Source organism: Geodermatophilus amargosae, assembly GCF_900116515.1.
Classification (GTDB): Bacteria; Actinomycetota; Actinomycetes; order Mycobacteriales; family Geodermatophilaceae; genus Geodermatophilus; species Geodermatophilus amargosae.
In genome coordinates this window covers 124,942-147,840 of the sequence record NZ_FPBA01000007.1, presented here as the reverse complement: position 1 = coordinate 147,840, position 22,899 = coordinate 124,942, and the positions used below count along the sequence as shown (strand labels likewise).

The 22,899-nt window shown below is 76.2% G+C and carries 17 protein-coding genes; 11 read left to right on the top strand and 6 right to left on the bottom strand.

Annotated elements, in window-relative coordinates; translation table 11 throughout:
- The first annotated feature begins 13 nt into the window (after positions 1 to 13).
- Genes BM414_RS12145 through BM414_RS30810 form a run of 3 tightly spaced genes read left to right on the top strand, consistent with a single transcriptional unit; the run spans position 14 to position 2,801 of the window.
- Entirely contained in the window at positions 14 to 1,012 is a 999-nt protein-coding gene (locus tag BM414_RS12145) for a glycosyltransferase family 2 protein (protein WP_175551567.1), read from the top strand.
- Positions 1,013 to 1,023: 11 nt separating this feature from the next.
- Entirely contained in the window at positions 1,024 to 2,049 is a 1,026-nt protein-coding gene (locus BM414_RS12140; RefSeq protein ID WP_217644688.1) for a glycosyltransferase family 2 protein, read from the top strand.
- Positions 2,046 to 2,801, top strand: coding sequence for a polysaccharide deacetylase family protein (locus BM414_RS30810; protein WP_093579692.1), 756 nt, complete (start codon positions 2,046 to 2,048; stop codon positions 2,799 to 2,801). Before BM414_RS12140 ends, BM414_RS30810 begins: the two co-directional genes overlap by 4 nt.
- Positions 2,802 to 2,885: 84 nt before the next feature.
- Here BM414_RS30810 and BM414_RS12130 read toward each other — a convergent pair whose 3' ends face one another.
- The 3 genes from BM414_RS12130 to BM414_RS12120 are packed head-to-tail and all read right to left on the bottom strand — an operon-like array spanning position 2,886 to position 6,744.
- Positions 2,886 to 3,995, bottom strand: coding sequence for a glycosyltransferase (locus BM414_RS12130; RefSeq protein WP_217644687.1), 1,110 nt, complete (start codon positions 3,993 to 3,995; stop codon positions 2,886 to 2,888).
- Positions 3,992 to 5,467, bottom strand: coding sequence for a lipopolysaccharide biosynthesis protein (locus tag BM414_RS12125; RefSeq protein WP_093579691.1), 1,476 nt, complete (start codon positions 5,465 to 5,467; stop codon positions 3,992 to 3,994). The genes BM414_RS12130 and BM414_RS12125 overlap by 4 nt, the downstream gene beginning before the upstream one ends.
- Complete coding sequence (locus BM414_RS12120) at positions 5,464 to 6,744, bottom strand: hypothetical protein (protein WP_093579690.1); 1,281 nt, start codon at positions 6,742 to 6,744, stop codon at positions 5,464 to 5,466. The genes BM414_RS12125 and BM414_RS12120 overlap by 4 nt, the downstream gene beginning before the upstream one ends.
- Before the next feature lie 265 nt (positions 6,745 to 7,009).
- On the opposite strand from BM414_RS12120, the gene BM414_RS12115 reads away from it, so the two are divergent.
- Complete coding sequence (locus tag BM414_RS12115) at positions 7,010 to 8,440, top strand: tyrosine-protein kinase domain-containing protein (RefSeq protein ID WP_093579689.1); 1,431 nt, start codon at positions 7,010 to 7,012, stop codon at positions 8,438 to 8,440.
- Between the two features lie 2 nt (positions 8,441 to 8,442).
- Complete coding sequence (locus BM414_RS12110) at positions 8,443 to 9,033, top strand: arsenate reductase/protein-tyrosine-phosphatase family protein (RefSeq protein WP_093579688.1); 591 nt, start codon at positions 8,443 to 8,445, stop codon at positions 9,031 to 9,033.
- A 65-nt stretch (positions 9,034 to 9,098) separates the two neighbouring features.
- On the opposite strand, the gene BM414_RS12105 is transcribed toward BM414_RS12110, so the two are convergent.
- The gene (locus BM414_RS12105) at positions 9,099 to 10,253 is read right to left on the bottom strand and encodes a glycosyltransferase (protein ID WP_139245828.1); all 1,155 of its coding nucleotides are present in this window, start codon (positions 10,251 to 10,253) and stop codon (positions 9,099 to 9,101) included.
- Positions 10,254 to 10,527: 274 nt separating this feature from the next.
- Between BM414_RS12105 and BM414_RS12100 the strand changes: the two genes are divergently transcribed.
- The 6 genes from BM414_RS12100 (at position 10,528) to mfd (ending at position 19,220) form a co-directional block, all read left to right on the top strand.
- A complete protein-coding gene (locus BM414_RS12100) occupies positions 10,528 to 11,334 on the top strand; it encodes a CDP-alcohol phosphatidyltransferase family protein (RefSeq protein ID WP_245784659.1) in 807 nt (268 codons plus the stop codon).
- Positions 11,331 to 12,095, top strand: coding sequence for a polysaccharide deacetylase family protein (locus tag BM414_RS12095; protein ID WP_093579686.1), 765 nt, complete (start codon positions 11,331 to 11,333; stop codon positions 12,093 to 12,095). Before BM414_RS12100 ends, BM414_RS12095 begins: the two co-directional genes overlap by 4 nt.
- Positions 12,092 to 12,934 (top strand): hypothetical protein, encoded by an 843-nt coding sequence (locus tag BM414_RS12090; protein WP_093579685.1) that lies wholly within the window; start codon positions 12,092 to 12,094, stop codon positions 12,932 to 12,934. Before BM414_RS12095 ends, BM414_RS12090 begins: the two co-directional genes overlap by 4 nt.
- 141 nt (positions 12,935 to 13,075) lie before the next feature.
- Positions 13,076 to 13,534 (top strand): FAD synthase family protein, encoded by a 459-nt coding sequence (locus tag BM414_RS12085; protein ID WP_093579684.1) that lies wholly within the window; start codon positions 13,076 to 13,078, stop codon positions 13,532 to 13,534.
- A gap of 471 nt (positions 13,535 to 14,005) precedes the next feature.
- Complete coding sequence (locus BM414_RS12080; RefSeq protein WP_093579683.1) at positions 14,006 to 15,511, top strand: sugar transferase; 1,506 nt, start codon at positions 14,006 to 14,008, stop codon at positions 15,509 to 15,511.
- Between the two features lie 148 nt (positions 15,512 to 15,659).
- Positions 15,660 to 19,220: a transcription-repair coupling factor gene (mfd, locus tag BM414_RS12075; RefSeq protein ID WP_093579682.1), complete on the top strand. Its 3,561-nt coding sequence runs from the start codon at positions 15,660 to 15,662 to the stop codon at positions 19,218 to 19,220.
- Here the strand turns inward: mfd and BM414_RS12070 are convergent.
- The gene (locus BM414_RS12070) at positions 19,217 to 22,135 is read right to left on the bottom strand and encodes an acetoacetate--CoA ligase (RefSeq protein WP_093579681.1); all 2,919 of its coding nucleotides are present in this window, start codon (positions 22,133 to 22,135) and stop codon (positions 19,217 to 19,219) included. The two genes, mfd and BM414_RS12070, sit on opposite strands and share 4 nt — an antisense overlap.
- A complete protein-coding gene (locus BM414_RS12065; RefSeq protein ID WP_093579680.1) occupies positions 22,132 to 22,833 on the bottom strand; it encodes a 4'-phosphopantetheinyl transferase family protein in 702 nt (233 codons plus the stop codon). The genes BM414_RS12070 and BM414_RS12065 overlap by 4 nt, the downstream gene beginning before the upstream one ends.
- Between the last annotated feature and the right edge of the window lie 66 nt (positions 22,834 to 22,899).

Genomic DNA, 22,899 nt, shown 5'->3' with positions numbered 1-22,899 from the left:
CGACACTGCTCGCGTGTCGCTGGAGAGCCCTCCCTCCCTCCGGGCCGTCGCTGACCGCGGCGGCCCGGAGGGGCTGGGCCTGGTCGTCGTCAACTACGGCTCCAGCGCGCTGCTGCGCCGGAACCTGGCAGCCGCCGGCGCGCTCGGCCCGCACGTCCGCGTCGTGGTGGTGGACAACCACAGCACCGACGAGGAGCGCGCGGCGGTCACCGCGCTGGCCGCCGAGCGCGGGTGGGACCTGGTGGCCCTCCCGGACAACCGCGGGTTCGGCGCGGCGACCAACGCCGGGTTCGCCCGGGCCCGCGAGCTCGGCTGCGCCACATTCTGCTGCCTCAACCCCGACGCCTCGGCGACACCCGAGGTGCTCGAGGAGCTGAGACTGGCCAGCCTGACCGACCCGCTCGCGGTCCTCGCCCCGCGGATCGTGGACTCGACGGGCGCCACGGTGTTCGCCGGCTCCACGCTGGGGCTGCGCGACGGCCGCACCGGCGCCCGGCACAGCCCCACCCGGTCCCGGGGGCCGGTCGAGGACTGGCTGACGGGGGCCTGCCTGGTGGTCTCGGCGGAGATGGCCGACCGGCTGGGCGGGTACGACGAGGGCTACTTCCTCTACTGGGAGGACGTCGACCTCAGCCACCGCGCGCTGGCCGCCGGCGGCTCCCTCGTCGTCCGCTCCGACCTGGTGGCCGTCCACGACGAGGGCGGCACGCAGGGGGAGCGGGAGGGCGACGCGAAGTCCGACCTCTACTACCGCTACAACTGCCGCAACCGTCTCGTCTTCGCGGCGCGCAACCTGCCCCGCCGGCAGCTGCTCGGGTGGCTGGTGCGGACGCCGCGGGTCAGCTGGGAGATCCTGCTGCGCGGTGGCCGCCGCCAGCTGCTCCACTCGCCCCGGCCGCTCGTCACGGCGGTCCGCGGCAGTCTCGAGGGGGCCGGGATCGCCGTCGCCGCGCTGGTCCGCGGGCCCTCCTCCCAGCCCTTCCGGGGGAAGCGCACGCCGCAGCCCCGGTGATGGGATGAGGCGTGACCGCCACGCCCCCGATGCAGTCGACCACCCTGCCGTCGGCCCGTCGCCGGCCCGACCCGGGCGGCGTGCGGGTCACCGTCGCCGTCCCGACGTTCCGCCGCCCCGACGACCTGCGCGACCTGCTGCCGCGGCTGCTCGAGCAGGTCGCCGAGGTGGCCGCCGGCGGCCGGTTCACCGCTCAGGTGTTGGTCGTCGACAACGACCCCGCCGGCTCCGGCTCCGCGGTCGCGGCGGCCGTCCCCGGCGTCCGGTACGTCGTCGAGTCCCGGCCGGGGATCGCCGCGGTGCGCAACCGTGCCCTCGACGAGGCCGCCGGCTCCCGGCTGCTCGCCTTCATCGACGACGACGAGCGGCCCTGCGAGAACTGGCTCGGCGCACTGCTGGCCACCTGGGAGGACTCCGGCGCCGCCGCGGTCTCGGGGCGGATCCTGGCCGAGTACCCCGGCCCGGTCGACCCCTGGATCCTCGCCGGCCGCTTCTTCGTCCGCCGCCGGATGCCGACCGGCACCGAGATCGACGTCGCCGCCACCGGCAACCTGCTCCTCGACCTCGACCAGGTCCGTGCCGCGGGCACCCGGTTCGAGTCGGCCCTGGGGCTGGCCGGCGGCGAGGACACCCTGTTCAGCCGCTCGCTGGCGCACGCGGGTGCGCGCATGGTCTGGTGCGACGAGTCGGCCGCGGTCGACCGCGTGCCGGCCGAGCGGACGACCCGCCGCTGGGTCCTCATCCGCGCCTGGAGCCACGGCAACGCCACCGTGCTGACCGAGCTGCGGCTGACCGCCGGCACCGCCGCCCGGCTGCGGGTCCGGGCCCGGGGCGTGCTGCGCGGGCTGCTCCGCCTGGGCGGCGGGAGCGCCCGCTGGGCGCTGGGCCGGGTCAGCGGGTCGGCGCGGCACCAGGCCCGTGGCGCCCGTGCGGTCTTCCGCGGCCTCGGCATGGTCGGCGGCGCGCTCGGCGTCGTCTACGAGGAGTACGCCCGCGACGGGCGCCGCTGGCGGCTGGGCCGGGTCGCGCCCCGATGAGCGCTCCGTCACCGGCCGTGCGGGCCTACCGCGCCGGTCGCCGCGCCGCGCTGACGGCCGCGCGCCGGGCCGCCGGGTCCGTGGCCGGCTCGGTGGTGTCGGTGCGCACGACGGCGCCGTCGGTGGTCCTGACCTTCGACGACGGCCCGGAACCCGGCGGCACCGACCGCGTGCTCGCCGCGCTGGCCGACGCCGGCGCCACCGCCACCTTCTTCGTCCTGATGACCCGGGTGCGCCGCCACCGCGCGCTGTTCGAGGAGGTCGTCGCCGCCGGCCACGAGGTGGCCCTGCACGGCGTCGACCACCGCCCGCTGCCCACGCTGCCGCCGCACGACGTCGGTCCCGTCGTCCGGGGCGGCCGCGCCGAGCTCGAGGACGTCCTGGGCCGCACGGTCCGCTGGCACCGCCCGCCCAACGGCCGCCAGACGCCGCGCACCTGGCGGGCCGTCACCGGCGCCGGGCTGACCCCGGTGCTGTGGGGCCCGACCACCTGGGACTGGCGGGACGTGCCGCACGAGCGGCGCCTCGCCAAGGCCCGGGAGGGCGTGCACCGCGGGGCGATCGTGCTGGCGCACGACGGCTTCGCCGGGCCCGAGGACGGCGCCGCCGACGGGCCGGCCCCCGTCCTGGACAAGGGCCGGCTGGTCCGCGAGGTCCTGGCCGGATACGCCGCCGACGGGCTGCGGGCCCGCTCGCTGGGCGAGGTCCTGGCCGAGGGCACCGCCGTCCGCGAGGCCCGCTTCGTCCGCTGAGGTCCGGGCGCCGGTCCGCTGGGTCCGGCGCTCCCGGGGTCCGGCACCACCGGGGTGCGGTGCTCCCGGGGGCGGGCGCCGCGGTCAGCGGCGCAGCGCCGCCCGCGCCCTGCGGTAGGCGGCCACGTGCGCGCGCCCGGCGTCGGCCCACTCTCGCCGGGACAGGTCCGGCGCGGCCGCCGGGGGAGCGGCGCGCAGCCGGGCCAGCGTGCCGGTCAGGTCGGCGCCGGTGAGCGGCGGCGTGTACGTGTGCACCCAGCCGTCGCCGACCTCCTCGGCCAGCCGGCGGTTCGCCGCGTTGTCCGGCACGAGGACCGGGGTGCCGAGGGAGAGCGCGGCCAGCGCCCCGCCGGAGTTGTGCATCTCCCGGTAGGGCAGCACCACGAGCTCGGCCTCGGACACCTCACCGACCAGGTCGGCGTCCGGGACGAAGCCCAGGGACAGGCTGATCCGGGGGTCGGCCGCGGCGGCGTCCCGCAGGTGCGCGGCCAGCTCCTCCGACGTCGGCCGGCCGGCGATCCGCAGGCTGAGCCCGTCGTCGGTGGTCTCACCGAAGGCCTCCACCAGCGCGTCGACGCCCTTGTAGCGGCGCACCTGGCCGACGAAGGCCAGGCGGCCGGGACGGCGCTCCCGGCGGGGGTGCGGCGCGTACCAGTCGCGGTAGTGGCCGTGCACGATCGTCTCGACGGGCGTGCCGGCGTCGAGCTCGGTGCTCTCGTTGATCCGGATCCGCGACGCCGTCGCGCGCTCGGCCCACCGCAGCAGCACCCGCTCGCGGCGTGAGATGCCCTCGGGCAGCTCGAGGTTGTGCACCGTGCGCACCAGCGGCGTGCGGGTCGCTCGCAGCCGGAGCAGGAAGAGCACGAACAGGCCCTGGCGGACGGCCTTCTTCAGCGGGCCGTTGCCGTCGACGAGGATCTCCGGCCAGTGGGCGTGGAAGGCGTCGTAGTGCGCGGTCAGCGCCCGACGCCAGGAGAAGGTCAGCACCCGCGTGCCGGGGACGGCGTCCAGCGCGTCCCGCAGCATCACGACGTAGGGGTTGGTGGTCTCCCGCGGCTCGGGGAAGGACTGCAGGACGGTGAACGGCCGGGGCGCGGCCGCCGGGACGTCGGCGCTCATGGCCGCGGGGTCCTCCTCGGTCGGTGTGGAGTCGGTCGGGACGGGGACGGTCACCGCCGCCGGGCGGGCGGTCACCGCCGCACCATCGAGCGGCCGAAGGCGAGCACGCCGGCGAGGTCGGCCCGGATCGTGCGCGAGACGGTGGCCGCCAGGGCCACGACCGCGGCACCGGCGAGCACGGCCAGCAGGAGGGCGACCGCGGTGGGCAGCGCGCCGGCGGCCAGCGGGACCAGCCAGGCGGCGAGCCCGGCCGGGACCGCGCAGGCGAGGACCCGCAGCGCGCCGGCCAGGAGCGTCCGCCCGGGGAAGTCGGTGATGCGCGAGAGCCACCACAGCGACAGCGGCCACTCGAGGCAGGCCGCCAGCGCGTAGCCGGCGGCCACCCCGACGACGCCCCAGTCGCTGCCGGTCAGGACGCAGGCCAGGCGCAGCACCGAGGTGCCCACCGTGTAGCGGAACAGCTCGGCGCCCAGGCCGCGCGAGAGGTAGGTCCACAGGCCGACGAAGGCCAGCGTCTGCGACGCCGCGGCCACGGCCAGCAGCGCGAGGACGGGCGTCACGCCCGACCAGCGCGGCCCCAGCAGCAGCTCGACCAGCGGCTCGGCCGCACCCGCCACGACGCCGAGCGAGACGACGATGGGGAAGCCGAGGGCCAGCTGCCCGCGCCGCAGGTACTCGTCGAAGCGCTCGCGGTCGTCCTGCAGCCGGGACAGCACCGGCAGGGCGACGGTCGTGGCGGGGGACCGCAGCTGGTTCAGCGGGGTCATCAGCAGCTGGAAGCCGCGGTTGTAGAGCCCGAGTGCGGCCGCGTCGAAGCGCAGGCCGATGGTGACGGTGTCGACGTTGTTGCCGGCGTAGTTGACCAGCTGGGTGCCCACCAGGTTCAGGCCCAGCGTCAGGAACGGGCGCAGGCCGGGCGTACGGCGCGGGCGCCCCGGCAGCCACCGCGCCGGGACGGCGACGAGGACGAGTACGAGCACGGACTGCACCAGCTGCTGGGCGACCAGAGCCCAGTACCCGGCACCCAGCGCGGCCAGGGCGATCGCGACGGCCGCCGCGCCGGTCTGGGCGACGACGTCGGCGGTCACCAGGGGCCGGAACCGCATCTCGCGGGTCAGGGTGACCCGGTACTGGGTCGCCATCCCGTTGAGCACGAACGTGCCGGCGAGGGCGCAGGCGATCGCGGTCAGCGGCGGGCGGTCGAACAGGTCGGCCAGCAGCCCGGAGCAGGCGACGACGACGAGGCAGAGGAGCGCGCCGATGGCCGTGTTGATCCAGAACAGCGCGTCGCGGGTGTCCTCCGACAGCTCCGGCGCGCGGATCGCGGCGGTGCTCAGGCCGAAGTCGCGGATGATCTCCCCGATGCCGACGACGACGAGCACGATGGCCAGCAGGCCGTAGTCCTCCGGCAGCAGGAGCCGCGCCAGCAGCAGGATCGAGCCGAACTGCACGACGATGCGCAGCGCCTGACCCACCAGCGTCACCCCGGCGGCCCGCGCGGCGCGCGGCTGCGCCCCGGGCGGCCGCGGGGCCTCGGTCGCGGTCACGGCCGGGCCGCCGCGGCCGGCACGCCGAGCGGGGCGGCCTCGCCCGGCGGCGGTGCGTCGGCCGGGCGGCGGGCCGAGCCGAGCAGGACGAGCGCGACGAAGAGCACCGCCGTGGCGTTCCACTCCAGCAGGTCGAACGACATCACCATGCCGACGAGGAGGAGGGCCGCCGGGCGCACCTCGGGGACGCCGCGCAGCAGGCCGACGGCGACCAGCGCCAGCAGCGCGGCGAGGCCGACCAGCCCGGAGAGGGCGAAGGTGGTCACGAGCTGGTTGTCGACGGTGAGGAAGCCGTCGTGCTGCAGCAGGCCGGCGGCGAACAGGTCGTCCAGCGACCCGGTGCCGCTGCCGAGGAGGGTCTCCGCCACGGGACGGTCGAACAGCCGGCCGAGGGCGTCCAGGGCGCCCAGCCGGTGCGTCAGCGAGCCGGTGCCCTCCAGGCTGGTCACCACCGACAGCCGGGTGTCCTGCAGGGCGAGCACCGCCGCGGCGAGGACGAGCACCACCGCCACGCGGGCGGCCGCGCCGATCCGCAGCGCCCGCGGGGTGAGGACGGCGACCACGGTGGCGACGCACAGGACGAGCGCGGCGCTCCGGCTCCCCGACAGGGCCAGGCCGTAGCAGGCCGCCGCCCCCGCGACCGCGCGGACGAGCAGCGGCCAGCGGGTGAGCGAGGTGAGGCACAGGGCGACCGCCAGGGCCATCAGCGTCCCGAACGGGATGGGGTGGGCCATCGAGCCCGTGGACCTGCCGCCGAGGGCCGGGACCAGGTCGTTCACGCCGAACGTCGTCCCCGGGATGCCGAGGTACCCGAACGGGGCGGGCACCCCGAGCAGGACGCCGGCGAGGGCCACCGCGAGCTCGGCCAGCGCCAGCAGCACCAGGCCGCGGGCGAGCAGCCGGACGTCGGCGGGGTCGCAGTTGCCCGCCAGCAGGGCGCAGCCGACGAGCAGCGCCGCCGTCAGCGTCCCGGTGACCAGCTCGTCGAGGGTGGCGGAGCGGACGGCGGACACGGTGGCGCAGAGCAGCACCACCGTCAGCAGCGTCACCGGGGTCGTCCAGCGCAGCCGGCGCGCGTGCCGGACCAGCACCACGGCCACGGCGCCCAGGAGCAGCGTCAGCAGTCCCCAGGTGAGCTTGGGCGGCGCCACGACCGAGGGGACCGCGCTCCAGACCGCCACCACGGCGAGCAGCACCGTCCCCGGCCGCGTCAGCAGCGGGCTCCGGACGTCGCCGTCGGACCCAGCCCGGCGCGCGTCGCCGTCCCCTGTGCTCACGGACGGAGTGTGCGGCCGCCGCGGCGCTGCGCAGCCGGAGCGCGGGACGCCCCCACCCGGAAGTGGCAGGCCGCCCGCCGGCCCGCTCGGGTACGGCGGCCGGAGGGCCGGGACACCCCGTTCGGGTCAGCCCCGGTCCGGACGGGGTCCCGGGACGGTCCCGTCTCGGTAACTTGCGCCGGAGGTGGCCGTTGGTCACCGCACCGGCGCCGCCGACGACCCGCGGGGCCCGGCCGATCGGTGTGCGCACGCACGGGGAGAGCTGATGGACCTGCACGAGTTCCTGCAGATGCTGCGACGCCGCTGGCGGTGGGTGGTCGCGCTCGCGCTGACCGGCCTGGCCGTGGCCGGTGCCGTCTCGCTGACCACCCCGAAGTCCTACGAGGCCAGCAGCAGCGTCTTCTTCTCGCTGAGCTTCGGCGACTCCGCCGACGACCTCGTCCAGGGCTCGGCGTTCGCGCAGAACCAGGTCGCCTCCTACGCGATGCTGGCCACCACGCCGACCGTGCTCGACCCGGTCATCGACGAGCTCGGGCTGGACACGACCGCCCGCCGCCTGGCCGGCAGCGTCTCCACCGAGGTCATGGCCGGGACCGTGGTCCTGCAGGTCCGCGTCTCCGACGCCTCCCCGGAGCGTGCCGCGGTGCTGACCAACGCCGTCACCGGGCAGCTCGTGGAGACGGTGGCCGACCTCGCACCGGCCACCGCCGAGGGCCAGCCGACCGTCCGGGGCACGACGGTGTCGCCGGCCGTGGCCCCGACCGCGCCGAGTGCGCCGCGGACCACGCTGAACCTCGCCATCGGCCTGCTCGCCGGGCTGGTGCTGGGCATCGCCGCCGGGCTGGCCCGCGACCTCACCGACACCCGCGTCCGCACTGCCGAGGACCTCCCCCGCGTGACGGACCTCCCGCTGCTGGCCGCGCTGGACACCCCGCCGGGGCGGGGCCGGAGCCGCGACCTCGTCGTCCTCACCGCGCCGCGCAGCCCCGCGGCCGAGGCCGTCCGCTCGCTGCGCACCGCCGTCCAGTTCTCCGCCCAGCCGGGCCGGCCGCTGTCCCTGCTGGTGACCTCGTCGCACTCCGGCGAGGGCAAGTCCACCGTCGCGGCCAACCTCGCCCTCGCCCTCGCCGACGCCGGCCTGCGGGTCGCGCTGGTCGACGCCGACCTCCGCCGTCCCTCCGTGGCCGACACCTTCGGTCTCGAGGGCGCCGCGGGCCTCACCACCGTGCTCATCGGCCAGGCCGGGCTCGACGACGTCCTGCAGGAGTGGGGCAGCGCCGGCCTGCACGTGCTGACGACGGGCCCGCTGCCGCCCAACCCCAGCGAGCTGCTGGCCTCGCCGGCGATGGCCGACGTCCTCGCCCGGCTCCAGGAGACCCACGACGTCGTGCTGATCGACGGCGCGCCCCTGCTGCCGGTCACCGACTCCGCCGTCCTGGCCCGGATCGTCTCCGGGACGATGGTGGTCGCCGACACCAGCCGCATCCGGCGCCCGGCGCTCACCTCGTCCCTGGCTCTGCTGCGCCGGCTGGACGCCCGCGTGGTCGGCGTCGTCCTCACCCACGTCCGCCAGCGGTCGAGCGACACCTACGGCTACGAGTCGACGCAGGAGCCGGCCGAGCAGGTCCCGGCCACGTCCTGGCGGGCTCCGCTGGCCCGGAGCCCGCGGGACGCGACGCCGGTGGGCCGCGGGTAGCGATGCCGTCGTCCCGACCGCACGACGAGGACGGTGACCCCGCCGGGGTCACCGTCCTCGTCGTCTGCACCGCGAACGTCTGCCGCTCGCCCGTGGCCGAGCGGCTCCTGGCCCGGCGCCTGGCCGGCTCCGGTGTGACGGTGGCCAGCGCCGGTACCCGCGCCCGCGCCGGGATGCCGGTCGACCCGCCGATGGCGGCGCTGCTGGAGGCCGCGGGCGTCCCGGCCGGGCCCTCGGGGTCCCGGGAGCTGAGCCCCGCCGACCTCCGGCAGGCCGGGCTCGTCCTGGCGATGACCAGGGAGCACCGGGCGGCGGTGGTGCAGCTCGCGCCGGCGGCGCTGCGCCGCACCTTCCTGCTCACCGACGCGGTGCAGATCGCCGAGGCCGCGGCCGCCGCGGGCTGGCCGGCCGACGTGGCCCCCTCTGCCGCAGCACGGCTGGCGGCGCTGCCCGGGTTGGCCGGCCGCCACCGCGTGCCCGGTGCGGCGCCTGCCGAGGTGCCCGACCCGCACCGCCGTCCCCTCGAGGAGTACCGCCGGTGCTTCGCGATGCTCGGGGACGCCGTCGACCGGCTGGTGCGCGCGGTCAGCTGAGGGCGGCCACCCTCCAGGGGCCCGCGCCGAGCGTGCGAGGGGTGGGGGGGAAGGGTGGTCGTTCGTCAGGCGGCGGTGGGCAGGCCCCCGGCCGGGCCCGGCAGGACGGCGTCGGCCAGGGCCGCCGTGAACGCCGTCATGGAGAAGCGGGCGCGGGCGTCGGCGCGGCCGGCCGCGCCCAGGGCCGCGGCCAGCTGCGGGTCCTGCAGCAGCCGCATCACCGCGTCGGCCAGGGCCCGCGGGTCGTCGACGGGGACGAGCAGCCCGGTCTCGCCGTCGCGGAGCACCTCGGGGAGCCCGCCGATCCGCGTGGCGACCACCGGCCGGCCCAGCAGCAGGGCCTCGACCGCCACCAGCCCGAAGGACTCGACGCGCGAGGGCACGAGCACCACGTCGGCGCCGGCCACGATCGGCGCGGGGTCCCGGAACCCGGTGAACACGGTGACGTCGTCGACCCGCTCCCGGACGGCGAGGTCGCGCAACCCGTCCTCGACGGCCTCGTAGCCGGGGTAGCAGTCCCCGACGAGCGTGAGGGTGACGTCGTGACCGGCCTGCCGGACCAGCGCGGTCGCGCGGACGGCCGTGTCCTGGCCCTTGATGACGGACAGTCGGCCGACCACGACGAGGCTGCGCGGGCGGCCGGGGGACGGGGCGGCGGCGGGGGACGCCGGCTCGCGCACGCCGTTGTGGACGACGCAGGTGCGCCGGGCGACGCGTTCTCCGAGGGAGGCCCGGATCCAGGCCTGGGTGTCGCCGCTGTTGGCGACCACCAGGTCGGCGGCGAGCAGAGGGGACAACAGCAGCGCACTGGCCGGCCGCGACATCGGCATGCTCTCGTGGACGTGGCACACGACGCGGACTCCTGCGAGCCGGCCGGCCAGCAGCCACTCGGGTGCGGTGACGGTGCTGACGTAGAGCACGGAGGCGTCCTGCTCCCGCAGCCAGGCCGCGAGCGTCCCCACCGAGGAGAGGAAGCGCCGGAGGAAGACGACGGCCTTGCGGGGGTCCCGGAGCTCCACCTTGCGCAGGACGGGGAAGTCCTTCACCAGGACCTCGACCCCCCGGGCGCGGACGGCCTCCACCAGCGGACCGGAGGTGGACAGCACGGCCAGGACGTCGGGTCCCAGCGGGCCGAGGCTCTCGAGGAACATCCGGTCGCTGCCGTACAGGTCGGCATGCGGGTGCACGGCCACGACGCGGCCGGTGCGCGGTCTTCCCACGGAGGCTCCAGGTGTTCTGCGGCCGGTGGCGGCCGCGCTCGGTGACCGCGGCGTCACAGCCGGATCGGTGGCTGCGAGCGGACGCTAGGTCCGGCCCGGGGGCAGCGACCACGCCCTCTGACCCCTTCGGGGGAGGCTCGCCGCGCACGGGTGCGGACGCTCCACCCGTCGGGGTGAGACCGGCACCCGGGACCCCCGTCGGTGGGCGCGCCGGCGGCGACACTCGACGGGCCGGTCCGCCCGAGTGGGCCGCACCGACACCCCCGGAGGACCCGTGCTGCAGGACGACGTGGCGGTCGCGGACGCACCCGCGCCGCCCGCGACCCCGACCCGGCCCCCGTCGCGGCCGGCTCCCGCCGAGACGCTGCGCCACACGGTGCGCCGGCTGGCCGCGGCGCAGAAGGGCGCCCACGGGGCCCCGGCCTACAGCCGCTTCGTCAACCGCCCGGCCGGCCGCGTCCTGGCGGCGCTGGCCTTCCACCGCGGGATGACGCCCGACGCCGTGACCGCCACGAGCGCCGTCTTCTCCTTCTCCGCGATCGCCACTGTCGCCCTCGCGCCGCACACCTGGTGGGTCGGGGTGCTCGTCGCCCTCGGCCTCGCCCTCGGCTACGCGCTGGACTCCGCCGACGGGCAACTGGCCCGGCTGCGCGGCGGGGGCACACCGGCGGGGGAGTGGCTGGACCACATGGTGGACGCGGCGAAGACCGTCTCGATCCACCTCGCCGTCCTCGTGGGGCTCTTCCGCCAGGGCGAGGTCGGCTCCGGCTGGCTGCTGGTGCCCGTCGCGTTCGTGGTCGCCGACGTCGTCTACTTCTCCGCCATGCTCCTCAACGAGGCGCTGCGGACCGCCCATGGCGTCCCGACCCGCGCCCAGCCCCGGGCGGGCCGGGCCAGCGTCGTCCGCTCGCTGGTCGTCCTGCCGACGGACTACGGCGTGCTGTGCCTGGTGTTCGTGCTCCTCGGCTCGGCACCGGCGTTCCTCGCCGGCTACGGCTTCCTCGCGGTCTGCACCGCCGGGTTCGTGCTGGCCGCCCTGCCGCGCTGGCGGCGCGAGATGTCCCGGCTGGGGACCGCGTGAGCACGACCGAGCCGCATGCGCCGCCGGCCGGGGTGCGGCTGCGGATCCCCCCGGTGCTCATGTACCACTCGATCAGCCCGTCGGGGCAGCCGGACCCGCACCGCGTGCGGGTCCACCCCGACCGGTTCGACCGGCACCTGCGGCTGCTGCGCCGGCTCGGCCTGCGCGGCGTCCCCCTCGCCGAGCTGGTCGAGGCCCACGACCGCGGCACGGCCGCCGGCCTGGTGGGGCTGACCTTCGACGACGGCTACACCGACTTCCTCGAGCACGCGGCGCCGGTGCTCGCCCGCCACGGCATGACCGGCACCGTCTACGTGGTGGCCGGCCGGCTGGCCGGCCGGAACGAGTGGGACGACGGCCCCCGGCTGGACCTGGTGGACGCCGACGGCGTGCGCGTCATCGCCGCCGCGGGGCACGAGGTCGGCAGCCACACGCTGCACCACGTCTCCCTCCGCGGAGCCGACCCGGCCGTGCTCGCCGAGCAGATCGGCGACAGCCGGCGGGTGCTCGAGGAGGTCCTGCAGGCGCCCGTGCCCGGGTTCGCCTACCCGTGGGGCCACTTCGACGCGGCCGCGGCCGACGCGGTGCGCGCCGCCGGGCACGACCACGCCTGCGTCACCGGGGACTACCTGCCGGGGGACCGCTTCACGATCCCGCGGTTCTTCGTGGCTCCCGGGGACGGCACGCCCCAGCTGCTCGCCAAGCTGGCCCGGCACTCCTGGCGCATGCGCGGCGTGAGGGCGACCGGGCGCGGTCGGTGAGCCGCTTCCCTGGCGCAGGCGTCCTCGTCGCACTGACGCTGGTCCTCGGCGCGTGTGCACCGTCCGGTGGCGAGCCGGGCGCCGTGGCGACCGGGTCTGGCCCGGCGGCACCGGCGCCGGTCGCCGGGACTGCACCCGGCGAGCTGCTCGACCCGGGGGTGCACTCCCTGGAGGTCGCCGGCGGGCCCGCGGTCGTCCTGGTCCCGGAGCGCCCGAACGGCCGGCTGGTCCTCTACGCGCACGGGTACGGCGCCGACCTCGCCGCACTCCTCGACGACGAGGCGATCGGCGGCGTGGCGCAGGGCCTCGTGGCCGCCGGCTACGCGGTCGCGGCCGCAGACGCCGAGGGGGACGCCTGGGGCAGCGCCGCCAGCGTCGAGGCCCACGCCGCGCTGGCCGCCACGGCCCGGCAGCTGACCGGCACGGGCGAGACGTTCCTCGTGGCCGAGTCCATGGGCGGGCTGGCCGCGGCGCAGCTGGTCACCGGGGACCGGATCGAGGGGCTGCGCGCCTACGCCGGCATCGCGCCGCTGTGCGACCTCGGCTCGGTGTACGGCGACTTCCCGGAGTCCGTCGAGGCGGCGTACGGCGCGGACGTCGACGAGGCGCTCGGCCGGCTGTCCCCGGTGCGGCTCGAGCCCCGGGTGCCCGTGCGGCTGTGGGCGTCCGGCGAGGACACCGTGGTGGCCCGCGACCGCAACGCCGACGTGTGCGCCGGGCAGGTCCGCGCCGGCGGCGGCACCGCCGAGGTCGTGGCCGCCCGCGGCGAGCACGGCGACCCGTCGCACTACGACCTCGCTGGCGTGCTGGCCTTCTTCGCGGCCGCCGCCGGGGGCTGACCGCCGGCGGAGACGCTCACCGCCCGTCACGGTGTCGCCCGACCGGGTGTCACCGACCAGGGTCAACCCGTCCGGGGGATGACGCAGAGTGACCGCGGCTGGTCGACTGGCCAGGACGTCGGACGAGGTCCTGGGGGAGTCATGACGGTGATCGGGTACGCGCCGGGCGCGTACGACCTGCTCCACATCGGGCACCTGAACGTGCTCCGGCACGCCGCCGCGCACTGCGACCGGCTGGTGGCCGGCGTGGTCGCCGACGAGGTGCTGCTGGAGACCAAGGGCCGGCTGCCGGTCGTGCCGCTGGCCGAGCGCATGGAGATCGTCCGCAACCTGCGCTTCGTCGACGACGTCCACGCCGAGGTCGTGCCGGACAAGCTCGAGGCGTGGCGCGCGGTCGGCTTCGACGTCCTGTTCAAGGGCGACGACTGGCGCGGGACGCCCAAGGGCGATCGGCTCGAGCGGGACATGGCCACGGTCGGCGTCACGGTCCACTACTTCCCGTACACGATGCACACCTCGAGCACCGCGCTGCGCCGCGCGCTCGCCGTCCTCGACGCCCACGCGGGCGGTCAGCGCGTGGCGGATCTGCACACCTCTTGACCAGCGCGCCGACGGCCGCGCGTCCCCGTCCCACCCGAGCGGCCCTCGGAGACACCCGCGGATCGCGTACGCGGCCTCGACGGACCCCGCGGTGTCGTGGCGCGGGTCGTCGAGGTGCGCCACCTCCTGCTCGGCGTCCCGGGCCGAGCGACTCCCTCGACGTGGCCCGGGCGGGTGTCCGGTGGCCGGAGACCGTCCCTCGAGGTGATCGGCCTCCGGCCTGGGCATCGAAGCTCGTCACCTTCCGTCACCGCGTTCTCACCCCCGGTCGGGGTCTTAGGGCCCTGATCAGGGAGTCCGGCGCCGGAAGGGGTTGCGCTGCGTCACCCGTTCTGGTTGCTTGACCCAGCCACGGTGGACCGTCCCCTCCTGGGGAGCTCCGGACCGCCGAGGGATACGCGGGGGCGTCCTGGTGCGCTGCTCGCGCCTGTCATCACTGGCAGGAGGGGGGCGGCGCACGTGGCGTTGGAGATGCCCGAGGTCCGAGAGCCGGCGGGACCCGGCCAACGGGTCCCGCTCCGCAGTGCAGCCCTCGAGCCACTCCCGCCGGGCACCTCGGCGCTGCCGGCCGGCCGCCGCCCGCTGCGCTGGGTGCGCCGGTACGTGGCGGCCGCCGTCGCCGCAGACCTGCTGGCCGCCGCGCTGTGCGGGGTGTGCGCCCACCTGATCCGCTTCGGCACCGACGTCGGCTCGGCGACCCAGCTCGCGGTGGCGATCTTCCCCCTCGTGTGGGTGGCGGTGGTGGCGCTCCAGGGTGGTTACGACGCGTCGACGATCGGCAGCGGCAACGAGGAGTTCCGCAGCATCCTGCAGGGCGGCCTGGTCAGCATGGCCGCCATCGGGTTCGCCTCCTACGCGACGGGCTGGCAGCTGTCACGGGCCCTCGTGGTCCTCGCCGTCCCCACGACCGTGGTGGTCAGCGCGGTCGGCCGGCACCTGCTCCGCCGGTACGTGCACCACCTGCGGGCTCGAGGGCTGTGCCTGCGCACGGTCCTGGCCGTGGGGAGGGAGCGGGCGGTACTGGACCTCGTCCGCCAACTGCGTCGCGAGCGGCACTGCGGGATGACCGTCGTCGCGGCCTGTGTGCCGAACCCGGACCACGCCGCACTGCTGCGGGCCGAGGGGGTGGAGGTCGTGGGCGACCTCACGCGCGTCCCCGACGTAGCCTCGGCATGGGCGGTCGACGTCGTCGCGGTCACCAGTTGCAGCGAGGCCGCCGCGGCCTACCTGCGTCAGCTCTCCTGGGATCTGGAGGGCACGGGCGTGGAGCTCCTCGTCGCGCCGGGTCTCATGGAGGTCGCCGGCCCCCGCATGCACGTGCGGCCGTTCATCGGGCTCCCGCTCGTGCACGTGGAGGAACCGCACTTCACCGGTCCCGCGCGGCTGGTCAAGGCATCGCTGGACCGGCTCGGAGCCGGGCTGCTCGTCGTCCTCGCGCTCCCGGTCCTCGCGGCCCTGGCCGTCGCGGTCCACCTCGACAGCGCAGGACCCGTCCTGTTCCGTCAGCAGCGCATCGGTCAGGCGGGCCGCCCGTTCACGATGCTGAAGTTCCGGACGATGATCACCGACGCGGAGGCTCGACGGGCCGAGCTGACCGATCGGAACCACAACGATGACGGTCTGCTCTTCAAGATCCCCGGCGACCCGCGGATCACCCGGGTGGGTCAGGTGCTCCGGCGTCACTCGCTCGACGAGCTGCCCCAGCTGTTCAACGTCCTCCGCGGCCACATGTCCCTCGTCGGGCCCCGGCCGCCGCTGCCCGAGGAGGTCGCCCGCTACGACAGCTCGATGCGGCGTCGGCTGCTGGTGAAGCCGGGGTTGACCGGCCTGTGGCAGGTCTCCGGACGCAGCGACCTGACCTGGGAGGAGGCCGTGCGACTCGACCTCCGGTACGTGGAGAACTGGTCGCTGGCGCTGGACCTCCTGATCCTGTGGAAGACCTTCAGAGCCGTCATCCGGGCCGACGGGGCCTACTGACGTCCCGGGCGGGCACGCCACGAGGGCGGGGCGGGCGGCCACCCTGACGTCGGCGGCGAGTGTCCCTGCCGCGGACTAACCTCGATGCGGCCCGGCGCCGCACTCGGCGGCGCCTCTGCGGGCCGACACATCCCGGAGGAAGTCCCTCGTGAGTCTGCGCGGCGTGCTCGACGTCGTCCTCACCGATCCCGGCGTGACCCGTGTGGTGTCCGCTGCCGGGTCCGCCGAGCTCGCCGTGACCGCACCACCGCCGGTGCAGCCGCTGGTGGCCGCCGCGCTGGCGGCGCGGGCGCCGGGCGCCGGCGTGCCGGTCCTGCTGGTCACCGCCGGCGAACGCGACGCCGACGTCGCCGCGGGCCTGCTGCGGTGCTTCCTGCCCGAGCGCCGCGTGGAGACCTTCCCGGCGTGGGAGACGCTGCCGCACGAGCGGCTCTCCCCGCGGGCGGACACCGTCGGTCGCCGGCTGGCCGTGCTGCGCGACCTCACCCACCCCGGCCAGAACGGCACGATCGACGTGCTGGTCGCCCCGGTCCGCAGCGTGCTGCAGCCCCTGGCCCCCGGCCTCGGCGACCTGGTGCCGGTGGAGCTGAAGCCCGGGGACACCGCCGAGCTCGACGACGTCGCCCGCGCCCTGTCCGACGCCGCGTACACCCGCGTGGAGCTGGTCGAGAAGCGCGGCGAGTTCGCCGTCCGCGGTGGCCTGCTCGACGTCTTCCCGCCCACCGAGCCGCACCCGGTTCGCGTGGAGTTCTGGGGCGACGAGGTCGACGAGCTGCGCTACTTCTCCGCCGCCGACCAGCGCTCCCTCGACGACCGCCCCGAGCGGCTGTGGGCGCCGCCGTGCCGCGAGCTGCTGCTCACCGACGTGGTGCGCCAGCGGGCGGCCGCGCTCGCCGTCGAGCACCCCGCCCTGATCGAGGTCCTCGGCAAGCTGGCCGAGGGCATCGCCGTCGAGGGCATGGAGTCGCTGACGCCGGCCCTCATCGGGGACGAGCACATGCAGTTGCTGACCGACCTGCTGCCGGCCGGCACCCACGTGCTCGTCGCCGACCCCGAGCGGGTCCGCACCCGCGCCGCGGACCTGGTCCGCACCGCCGACGAGTTCCTCGCCGCGTCCTGGGCCACCGCCGCCAGCGCCCCTGACGACGAGGCGGGGGAGGCGCCGCTGGACCTCGGGGCGTCGTCGTTCCGGGACCTCGAGGTCGTCGAGGCCGCCGCCCGCGGCCGCGGCCTGCCGTGGTGGACCACCGGCGCCTTCACGCTGGCCACCGAGGACGACGACACGCACGTCACCCTCGATGCGACCACGGTCGAGCGCTTCTCCGGCGACGTCGACCGCGCCGTCGAGTCGCTGCGCGGCTGGACCCGCGAGGGGTGGCGGGTCGTGCTGACCTTCGCCGGCCCCGGCCCGGCGCAGCGTGCGGCCGAGCAGCTGGGCGCCGCCGACCTCGGCGTCCGGCTGGTGCCCGGCGTGGAGTCCGCGCCCGAGGAGGGCCTCACCTCGATCACCCAGGGCAACCTGGAGTCCGGCTTCGCGCTGCCCGGCGTGGGCCTCGTGCTCCTCACCGAGCACGACCTCACCGGCCAGCGCGGCACCACGATGCGCGACGCGGTGAAGATGCCCGCGCGCCGCCGCAACGCCGTCGACCTGGTGCAGCTGCAGCCCGGCGACATCGTCGTCCACGAGCAGCACGGCATCGGCCGCTACGTCGAGATGGTCAGCCGCACCGTGCACGGCGGCCAACGCGACTACCTGATCGTCGAGTACGCGCCGGGCAAGCGGAACCAGCCGCCGGACCGGCTGTTCGTGCCCACCGACGCCCTCGACCAGCTGACCCGCTACGTCGGCGGCGAGCAGCCGGCGCTGTCCAAGCTCGGCGGCGCCGACTGGGCGAAGACCAAGGGCCAAGCGCGCCGGGCGGTCAAGCAGATCGCCGCGGAGCTCATCCGCCTGTACTCCGCGCGCATGGCGACCAAGGGGTACGCCTTCGGTCCGGACACCGTCTGGCAGCGCGAGCTCGAGGACGCCTTCCCCTTCCAGGAGACCCCCGACCAGCTCGCCGCCATCGACGAGGTCAAGGGGGACATGCAGAACCCGGTCCCGATGGACCGGATCATCTGCGGCGACGTCGGCTACGGGAAGACCGAGATCGCCGTCCGCGCGGCGTTCAAGGCGGTGCAGGACGGCAAGCAGGTCGCCGTCCTGGTGCCGACGACGCTGCTGGCCAACCAGCACGTCAAGACCTTCTCCGAGCGGGTCGCCCAGTTCCCGGTGAAGGTGCGGGTGCTCTCCCGCTTCCAGTCCGACGCCGAGACCACGCAGATCCTGCGCGAGCTGGCCGCCGGCGAGGTCGACATCCTGGTGGGCACCCACCGGCTGCTGCAGCCGACCACCCGGTTCAAGGACCTGGGGCTGGTCATCGTCGACGAGGAGCAGCGCTTCGGCGTCGAGCACAAGGAGTACCTGAAGACGATGCGGACGGCGGTCGACGTCCTGTCGATGTCGGCCACCCCGATCCCGCGCACCCTGGAGATGAGCCTCACCGGCATCCGCGAGATGTCGACGATCCTCACCCCGCCCGAGGAGCGGCACCCGGTGCTCACCTACGTGGGCGCCTGGGACGACAAGCAGATGGCCGCCGCGATCCGCCGGGAGCTGCTGCGCGACGGCCAGGTCTTCGTCATCCACAACCGGGTGCAGTCGATCGACAAGGCCGCCGCGAAGATCCGCAGCCTGGTGCCCGAGGCCCGCGTCGCCGTCGGCCACGGCCAGATGAAGGAGCACGAGCTCGAGCGGATCATGGTCGGCTTCTGGGAGAAGGAGTACGACGTCCTGGTCGCGACGACGATCGTCGAGTCCGGGCTGGACATCCCCAACGCCAACACCCTGATCGTCGACCGCGCCGACACCTTCGGCCTCTCGCAGCTGCACCAGATCCGCGGCCGCGTGGGCCGCGGCCGCGAGCGCGCCTACGCCTACTTCACCTACGACCCGTCGCGGCCGCTGACCGAGACCTCGGTCGACCGGCTGACGACGATCGCGCACAACACCGACCTCGGCGCCGGCATGGCCGTGGCCATGAAGGACCTCGAGATCCGCGGCGCGGGCAACCTGCTCGGCGGCGAGCAGTCCGGGCACATCGCCGGCGTGGGCTTCGACCTCTACGTGCGGCTGGTCGGCGAGGCGGTGGCCGACTACCGGGCGCAGGTCAGCGGCGAGACGGCGCCCGCCGAGCCGGTGGAGGTCCGGGTCGACCTGCCGGTCGACGCGCACCTCCCGCACGACTACGTCCCCGGCGAGCGGCTGCGGATGGAGGCCTACCGCAAGGTCGCCTCGGTCCAGGACGACGAGCAGGCGCAGGCCGTCCTCGACGAGCTCACCGACCGCTACGGCACCCCGCCGGCGCCGGTGCTCAACCTCATGGCGGTGGCGCGCTTCCGCGTCGCGATGCGGCACCTGGGCATCACGGAGGTGTCGCTGCAGGGCCGGGTCATCCGGGTCTCGCCGGTGCCGCTGCGGGAGTCGCAGCAGATGCGGCTGGCCCGGATGGCCGACGGCGCCACGTACAAGTCCGCCGTCGAGACGGTGTCGCTCAAGGTCCCGGTCGGCCCCGACCGGCGCACGCCGCTGCGCGACGTCGCGCTGCTCGAGCACCTGCACTCGCTGTTGAAGGCGGTGCTCGAGCAGCCGGTGGCAGCGGCCTCCTAGGGCCGGTCCAGGGCGGCGGAGACGGAGGCGGCCAGCGTGCCGACGTGCCGGTCGCTGAGCATCCCGATCCGCTCGTCGTCGAGGTCGCCGTGGTAGCCGGGGACGTCGACCACCCGCAGCTCCCGGACCCTGCGCCGCCAGGCGCCCAGGGTCCGGGACGCCGCGGCCCGGGAGCCCTCGGCGAGGAAGTAGTCGACCGGCCCGTCGAAGCGGCCGGGCCGGTAGGCCTCCGACACCTCCTGCGTCCCGAGGAAGAACGCCAACTCGGCATCGGGCGCGGCGGGAACGGGCGCGGGCGCTGACGGCCGCTCCCGGCGGCGCACGACCCTCCGCAGAGCGGCACCGGAGCGCACCGTCGCCCAGCGGCCGGCCCAGCGGACCCGCTCGGTCTCCCAGCGGCTGAGCGCCGCCTGCGGCGGGCGGGCGTCGAGCAGGCCGAGGCAGCCGACCTCCTCGCCCGCGGCCCGCAGCCGGGTCGCGACCTCGTAGGCGACCAGGCCGCCGAAGGAGTAGCCGAGCAGCGTGTAGGGCCCCTCCGGCTGCGCCTCGCGCACCTGCGCCAAGGCGTCGGCGGCGACCTCCTCGACCGTGCCGTGCCGCCCGTCGCCGTCCCGCAGCGGCAGCCGCAGGCCCACGACCGGCCGCGGGGTGGCGAGGCGGTCGACCAGCCCCGCGTAGAGGTTCAGCTGGCCCCAGGCGTCGGGCACGAGGACGACCGGGCGGCCCTCCCCGGCCCGCAGGACGGCGACGCCTGCCGGAGTGGCGGAGGCCGCCGCCTCCGCGGCCCGGGCGAGGCCGGCCGGCGTCGGGTCCTCGGCGAAGCGCTGCACCGGGACGTCGGCGTCGAGCTCCAGCCGGACCCGCCGGAGCAGGCTGAGCACCTGGCGGGAGGTGCCGCCGAGGTCGGACCAGTCGTCGTCGGGATCGGCGGAGCGCAGGCCCAGCACCTCGCACCAGATGCGGGAGACCCGGCCGAGCAGGCCGTCGTCCTCCTCCGGCGCGGACGGCGCCTCGGCGGCCGCGGCGACCGCCCGGCGGATCTCCTCCAGGCAGCCGGGGTTCCTCAGCGCGACGGCGTTGGCGATCGGGTCGCCGTTGACGGCGTCGCGGGCGGCGCGCTCCGAGCGCTTGCCGTTGTGGGTCAGCGGCAGGTCGCCGACCGCGACGACCAGCGAGGGCACGTGCGCGGCCGACGCCTCCCGGCGCAGCGTGCGCCGGATCGTGCGGTCCAGGCCGCCGTCGAGCCGGGTGCCGGGCCGCAGGACGACGAGCAGCACCATGCGCGAGCCCCCGGGCCGGCTCTCGTCGCGCTGCTCGACGGCCATCGCGTCGGCGATCTCGGGCAGCTGCCGGAGCACGGTGTAGATCTCGCTGGGCCCGATGCGCAGGCCGTCGATGTTGAGGACGCCGTCCGAGCGGCCGTGCAGCCGGGAGGACCCGTCGGCGTCGAACTCGATCAGGTCGCCGTGGGTCCACATCCCGGGATGGTCGGCGAAGTAGGCGTCGTGGAAGCGGCTGCCGTCGGGGTCGCGGAGGAAGCCGACGGGGCGGCTCGGGAAGGGGCGCCGGCAGACCAGCTCGCCGACCGCCCCGACGACCTCCCGGCCGTCCTCGTCGACCGCCGCGACGTCGAGGCCGAGGCTGCGGGTCTGGCTGCGGCCGCGCCGGACCGGCAGGTCGGGAGCGCCGAGGACGAAGCAGCCGATGATGTCCGTGCCGCCGGAGATCGACTGCAGCGGCACCGGGCCGACGGCCTCGGTCACCCAGTCGAACTGCCAGTCGTGCAGGACGGCGCCCGTGGAGAGCACCGCCCGCAGCCGCGACAGGTCGGCGGCCTCGGCGGGGCGGGAGCCGGCGTCCTGACCGAGCTGCAGGTAGGCCGGGCTGGTGCCGAAGACGGTGACGCCGTGGTCGGCCGCCAGCTGCCACAGCGTCCCCGGGCCCGCGACGGGGCCGTCGTAGACGACGACGTGGGCGCCGGTGGCCAGCGCCGACAGCTGCCAGTTCCACATCATCCAGGCGGTGGTGGTGTGGAAGTACAGGGTGTCGCCGGGGCCGAGGTCGACGTGCAGCCGGTGCTCCTTGACGTGCTCCAGCAGCGTGCCGCCGGCCCCGTGCACCATCGCCTTCGGCGGGCCGGTGGTGCCCGAGGAGAACATCACGAACAGCGGCGTGTCGAAGGCGTGCCGCGGCCAGTCGTGCATGGGCTGGGCGTCCGCGGTGCAGTCGGCCAGCCGGTCCACCGGCAGGCCGAGGTCGGGCAGGGGCCCGTCGTCGAGCAGCAGCACCCGGCGAAGGGTCGGCAGGCCGGCGACGACCTCGGCCACGACGTCGTCGGCAACCGCCCGGCGGTCGAGGACGAGCACGGCCGGGTCCACCTGGCCGAAGCGGCCGAGCAGGGACGCCGCGCCCATGTCGGGCGCCGCGGTGGAGACCGCCGCACCGATCGCGGCGGCGGCGAGGGCGGCGACGGCGGTCTCGCCGGTGTTGCCGGCGATCAGCACGACCCGGTCGCCCGCCGCGAGCCCGAGCCGCTGCACCGCGGTCACCGTCCGCGCGACGGCGTCGCGCAGCTCGCCCCGGGTCCAGCGGTCGGCGGGACGGTCGGCGTGCACGGCGGTGAGCGCGGGCGCGTCGTCCCCGGCGTCGTCCAGCGGGCGCAGCAGCGCCTCGGCGTAGTTCAGCCGCAGGCCGGGGAAGAAGCGGGCGGTCTCGACGTCGGTGCCGGTGAGGACGACGTCCGCGGACCCGGACCACGGCACCCCCGACCAGTCGAGCAGGGTGCGCCAGAACTCCTCGGGCCGCTGCACCGAGAAGGCGTGCAGGGCGCCGGGCGCGTCCAGGGCGGTGCCGGCCACCTCCTCGCAGCGGGCCCGGAAGGAGGCGAGCTGGGGAGCGGCGGGGGCGAGCGTCATCGGGGGTTCCCCTCGTCAGGGGCGACCGCGAGGCTGGCCACCCACCCGTCGGGCACGGGCACGTCGTGCAGGGTCCAGCCGGCCACCGTCCCGCCGGTCCGCCCGACGGGGGTGACCACGGCGGACGGGTCGTCCCGGAGGCCGGTCCCGCGGGCCTTGAGGACGGCCTCCTTGCGGGTCCAGGCGCGGGTCACCGCGACCGGGCGGGCGGCGGGCGGCAGGAGGGCGATCGCCCGCAGCTCGGCCGGGTGCAGCCAGCCCTCGTCGGCGACGTCCGGCGTCCAGGGAGCCACCGGCTCCAGGTCGACGCCGATCCGGCGGCCGCGGCCCACCGCGACCACGCCCAGCGCACCGCCGGCCGAGCAGCCGGCGTCCAGGCCGGTGTGCGCCGGCAGCTCCGGGCGACCCGTGGGGCCCGTGGTGAGCGGCACGTGCCGGGGGTCGGTCCCCAGCTCGGTGGCCAGCGCGGTCCGCAGGGCGGCGCGCAGCAGGACCCGGCGCCGGTGGACGGCGGGCGTGCCGCGCCGGGCGCGGGCCAGCTCGGCAGGCGCGAGCACGGCCTCGGCGCGGGCCAGCGCGTCGTCGTCGGCCACCAGGGGCACGAGGATGACGGTCACGCCGGGCGCTCCCGTGCGCGCGGGCGCGGGGACGGACGGCGGCATGCCCGCGATGCTGGCAGCGGCGGGGAGCGTGGCCATCCCTCCTCGTGGGGACACCACCCTCCCGGGTGGCCCGCCGCCTGCGTCGTGCACCACACCGGGTGT

What these genes read in the sequence shown, in the direction of transcription:
- BM414_RS30810 (WP_093579692.1), top strand. Translation starts at nt 2,046, where the DNA reads ATGAGCGCTCCGTCACCGGCCGTGCGGGCCTACCGCGCCGGTCGCCGC.
- BM414_RS12085 (WP_093579684.1), top strand. Translation starts at nt 13,076, where the DNA reads ATGACGGTGATCGGGTACGCGCCGGGCGCGTACGACCTGCTCCACATC.
- BM414_RS12070 (WP_093579681.1), bottom strand. Translation starts at nt 22,135, where the DNA reads ATGACGCTCGCCCCCGCCGCTCCCCAGCTCGCCTCCTTCCGGGCCCGC.
- BM414_RS12080 (WP_093579683.1), top strand. Translation starts at nt 14,006, where the DNA reads ATGCCCGAGGTCCGAGAGCCGGCGGGACCCGGCCAACGGGTCCCGCTC.
- BM414_RS12065 (WP_093579680.1), bottom strand. Translation starts at nt 22,833, where the DNA reads ATGGCCACGCTCCCCGCCGCTGCCAGCATCGCGGGCATGCCGCCGTCC.
- BM414_RS12115 (WP_093579689.1), top strand. Translation starts at nt 7,010, where the DNA reads ATGGACCTGCACGAGTTCCTGCAGATGCTGCGACGCCGCTGGCGGTGG.
- BM414_RS12110 (WP_093579688.1), top strand. Translation starts at nt 8,443, where the DNA reads ATGCCGTCGTCCCGACCGCACGACGAGGACGGTGACCCCGCCGGGGTC.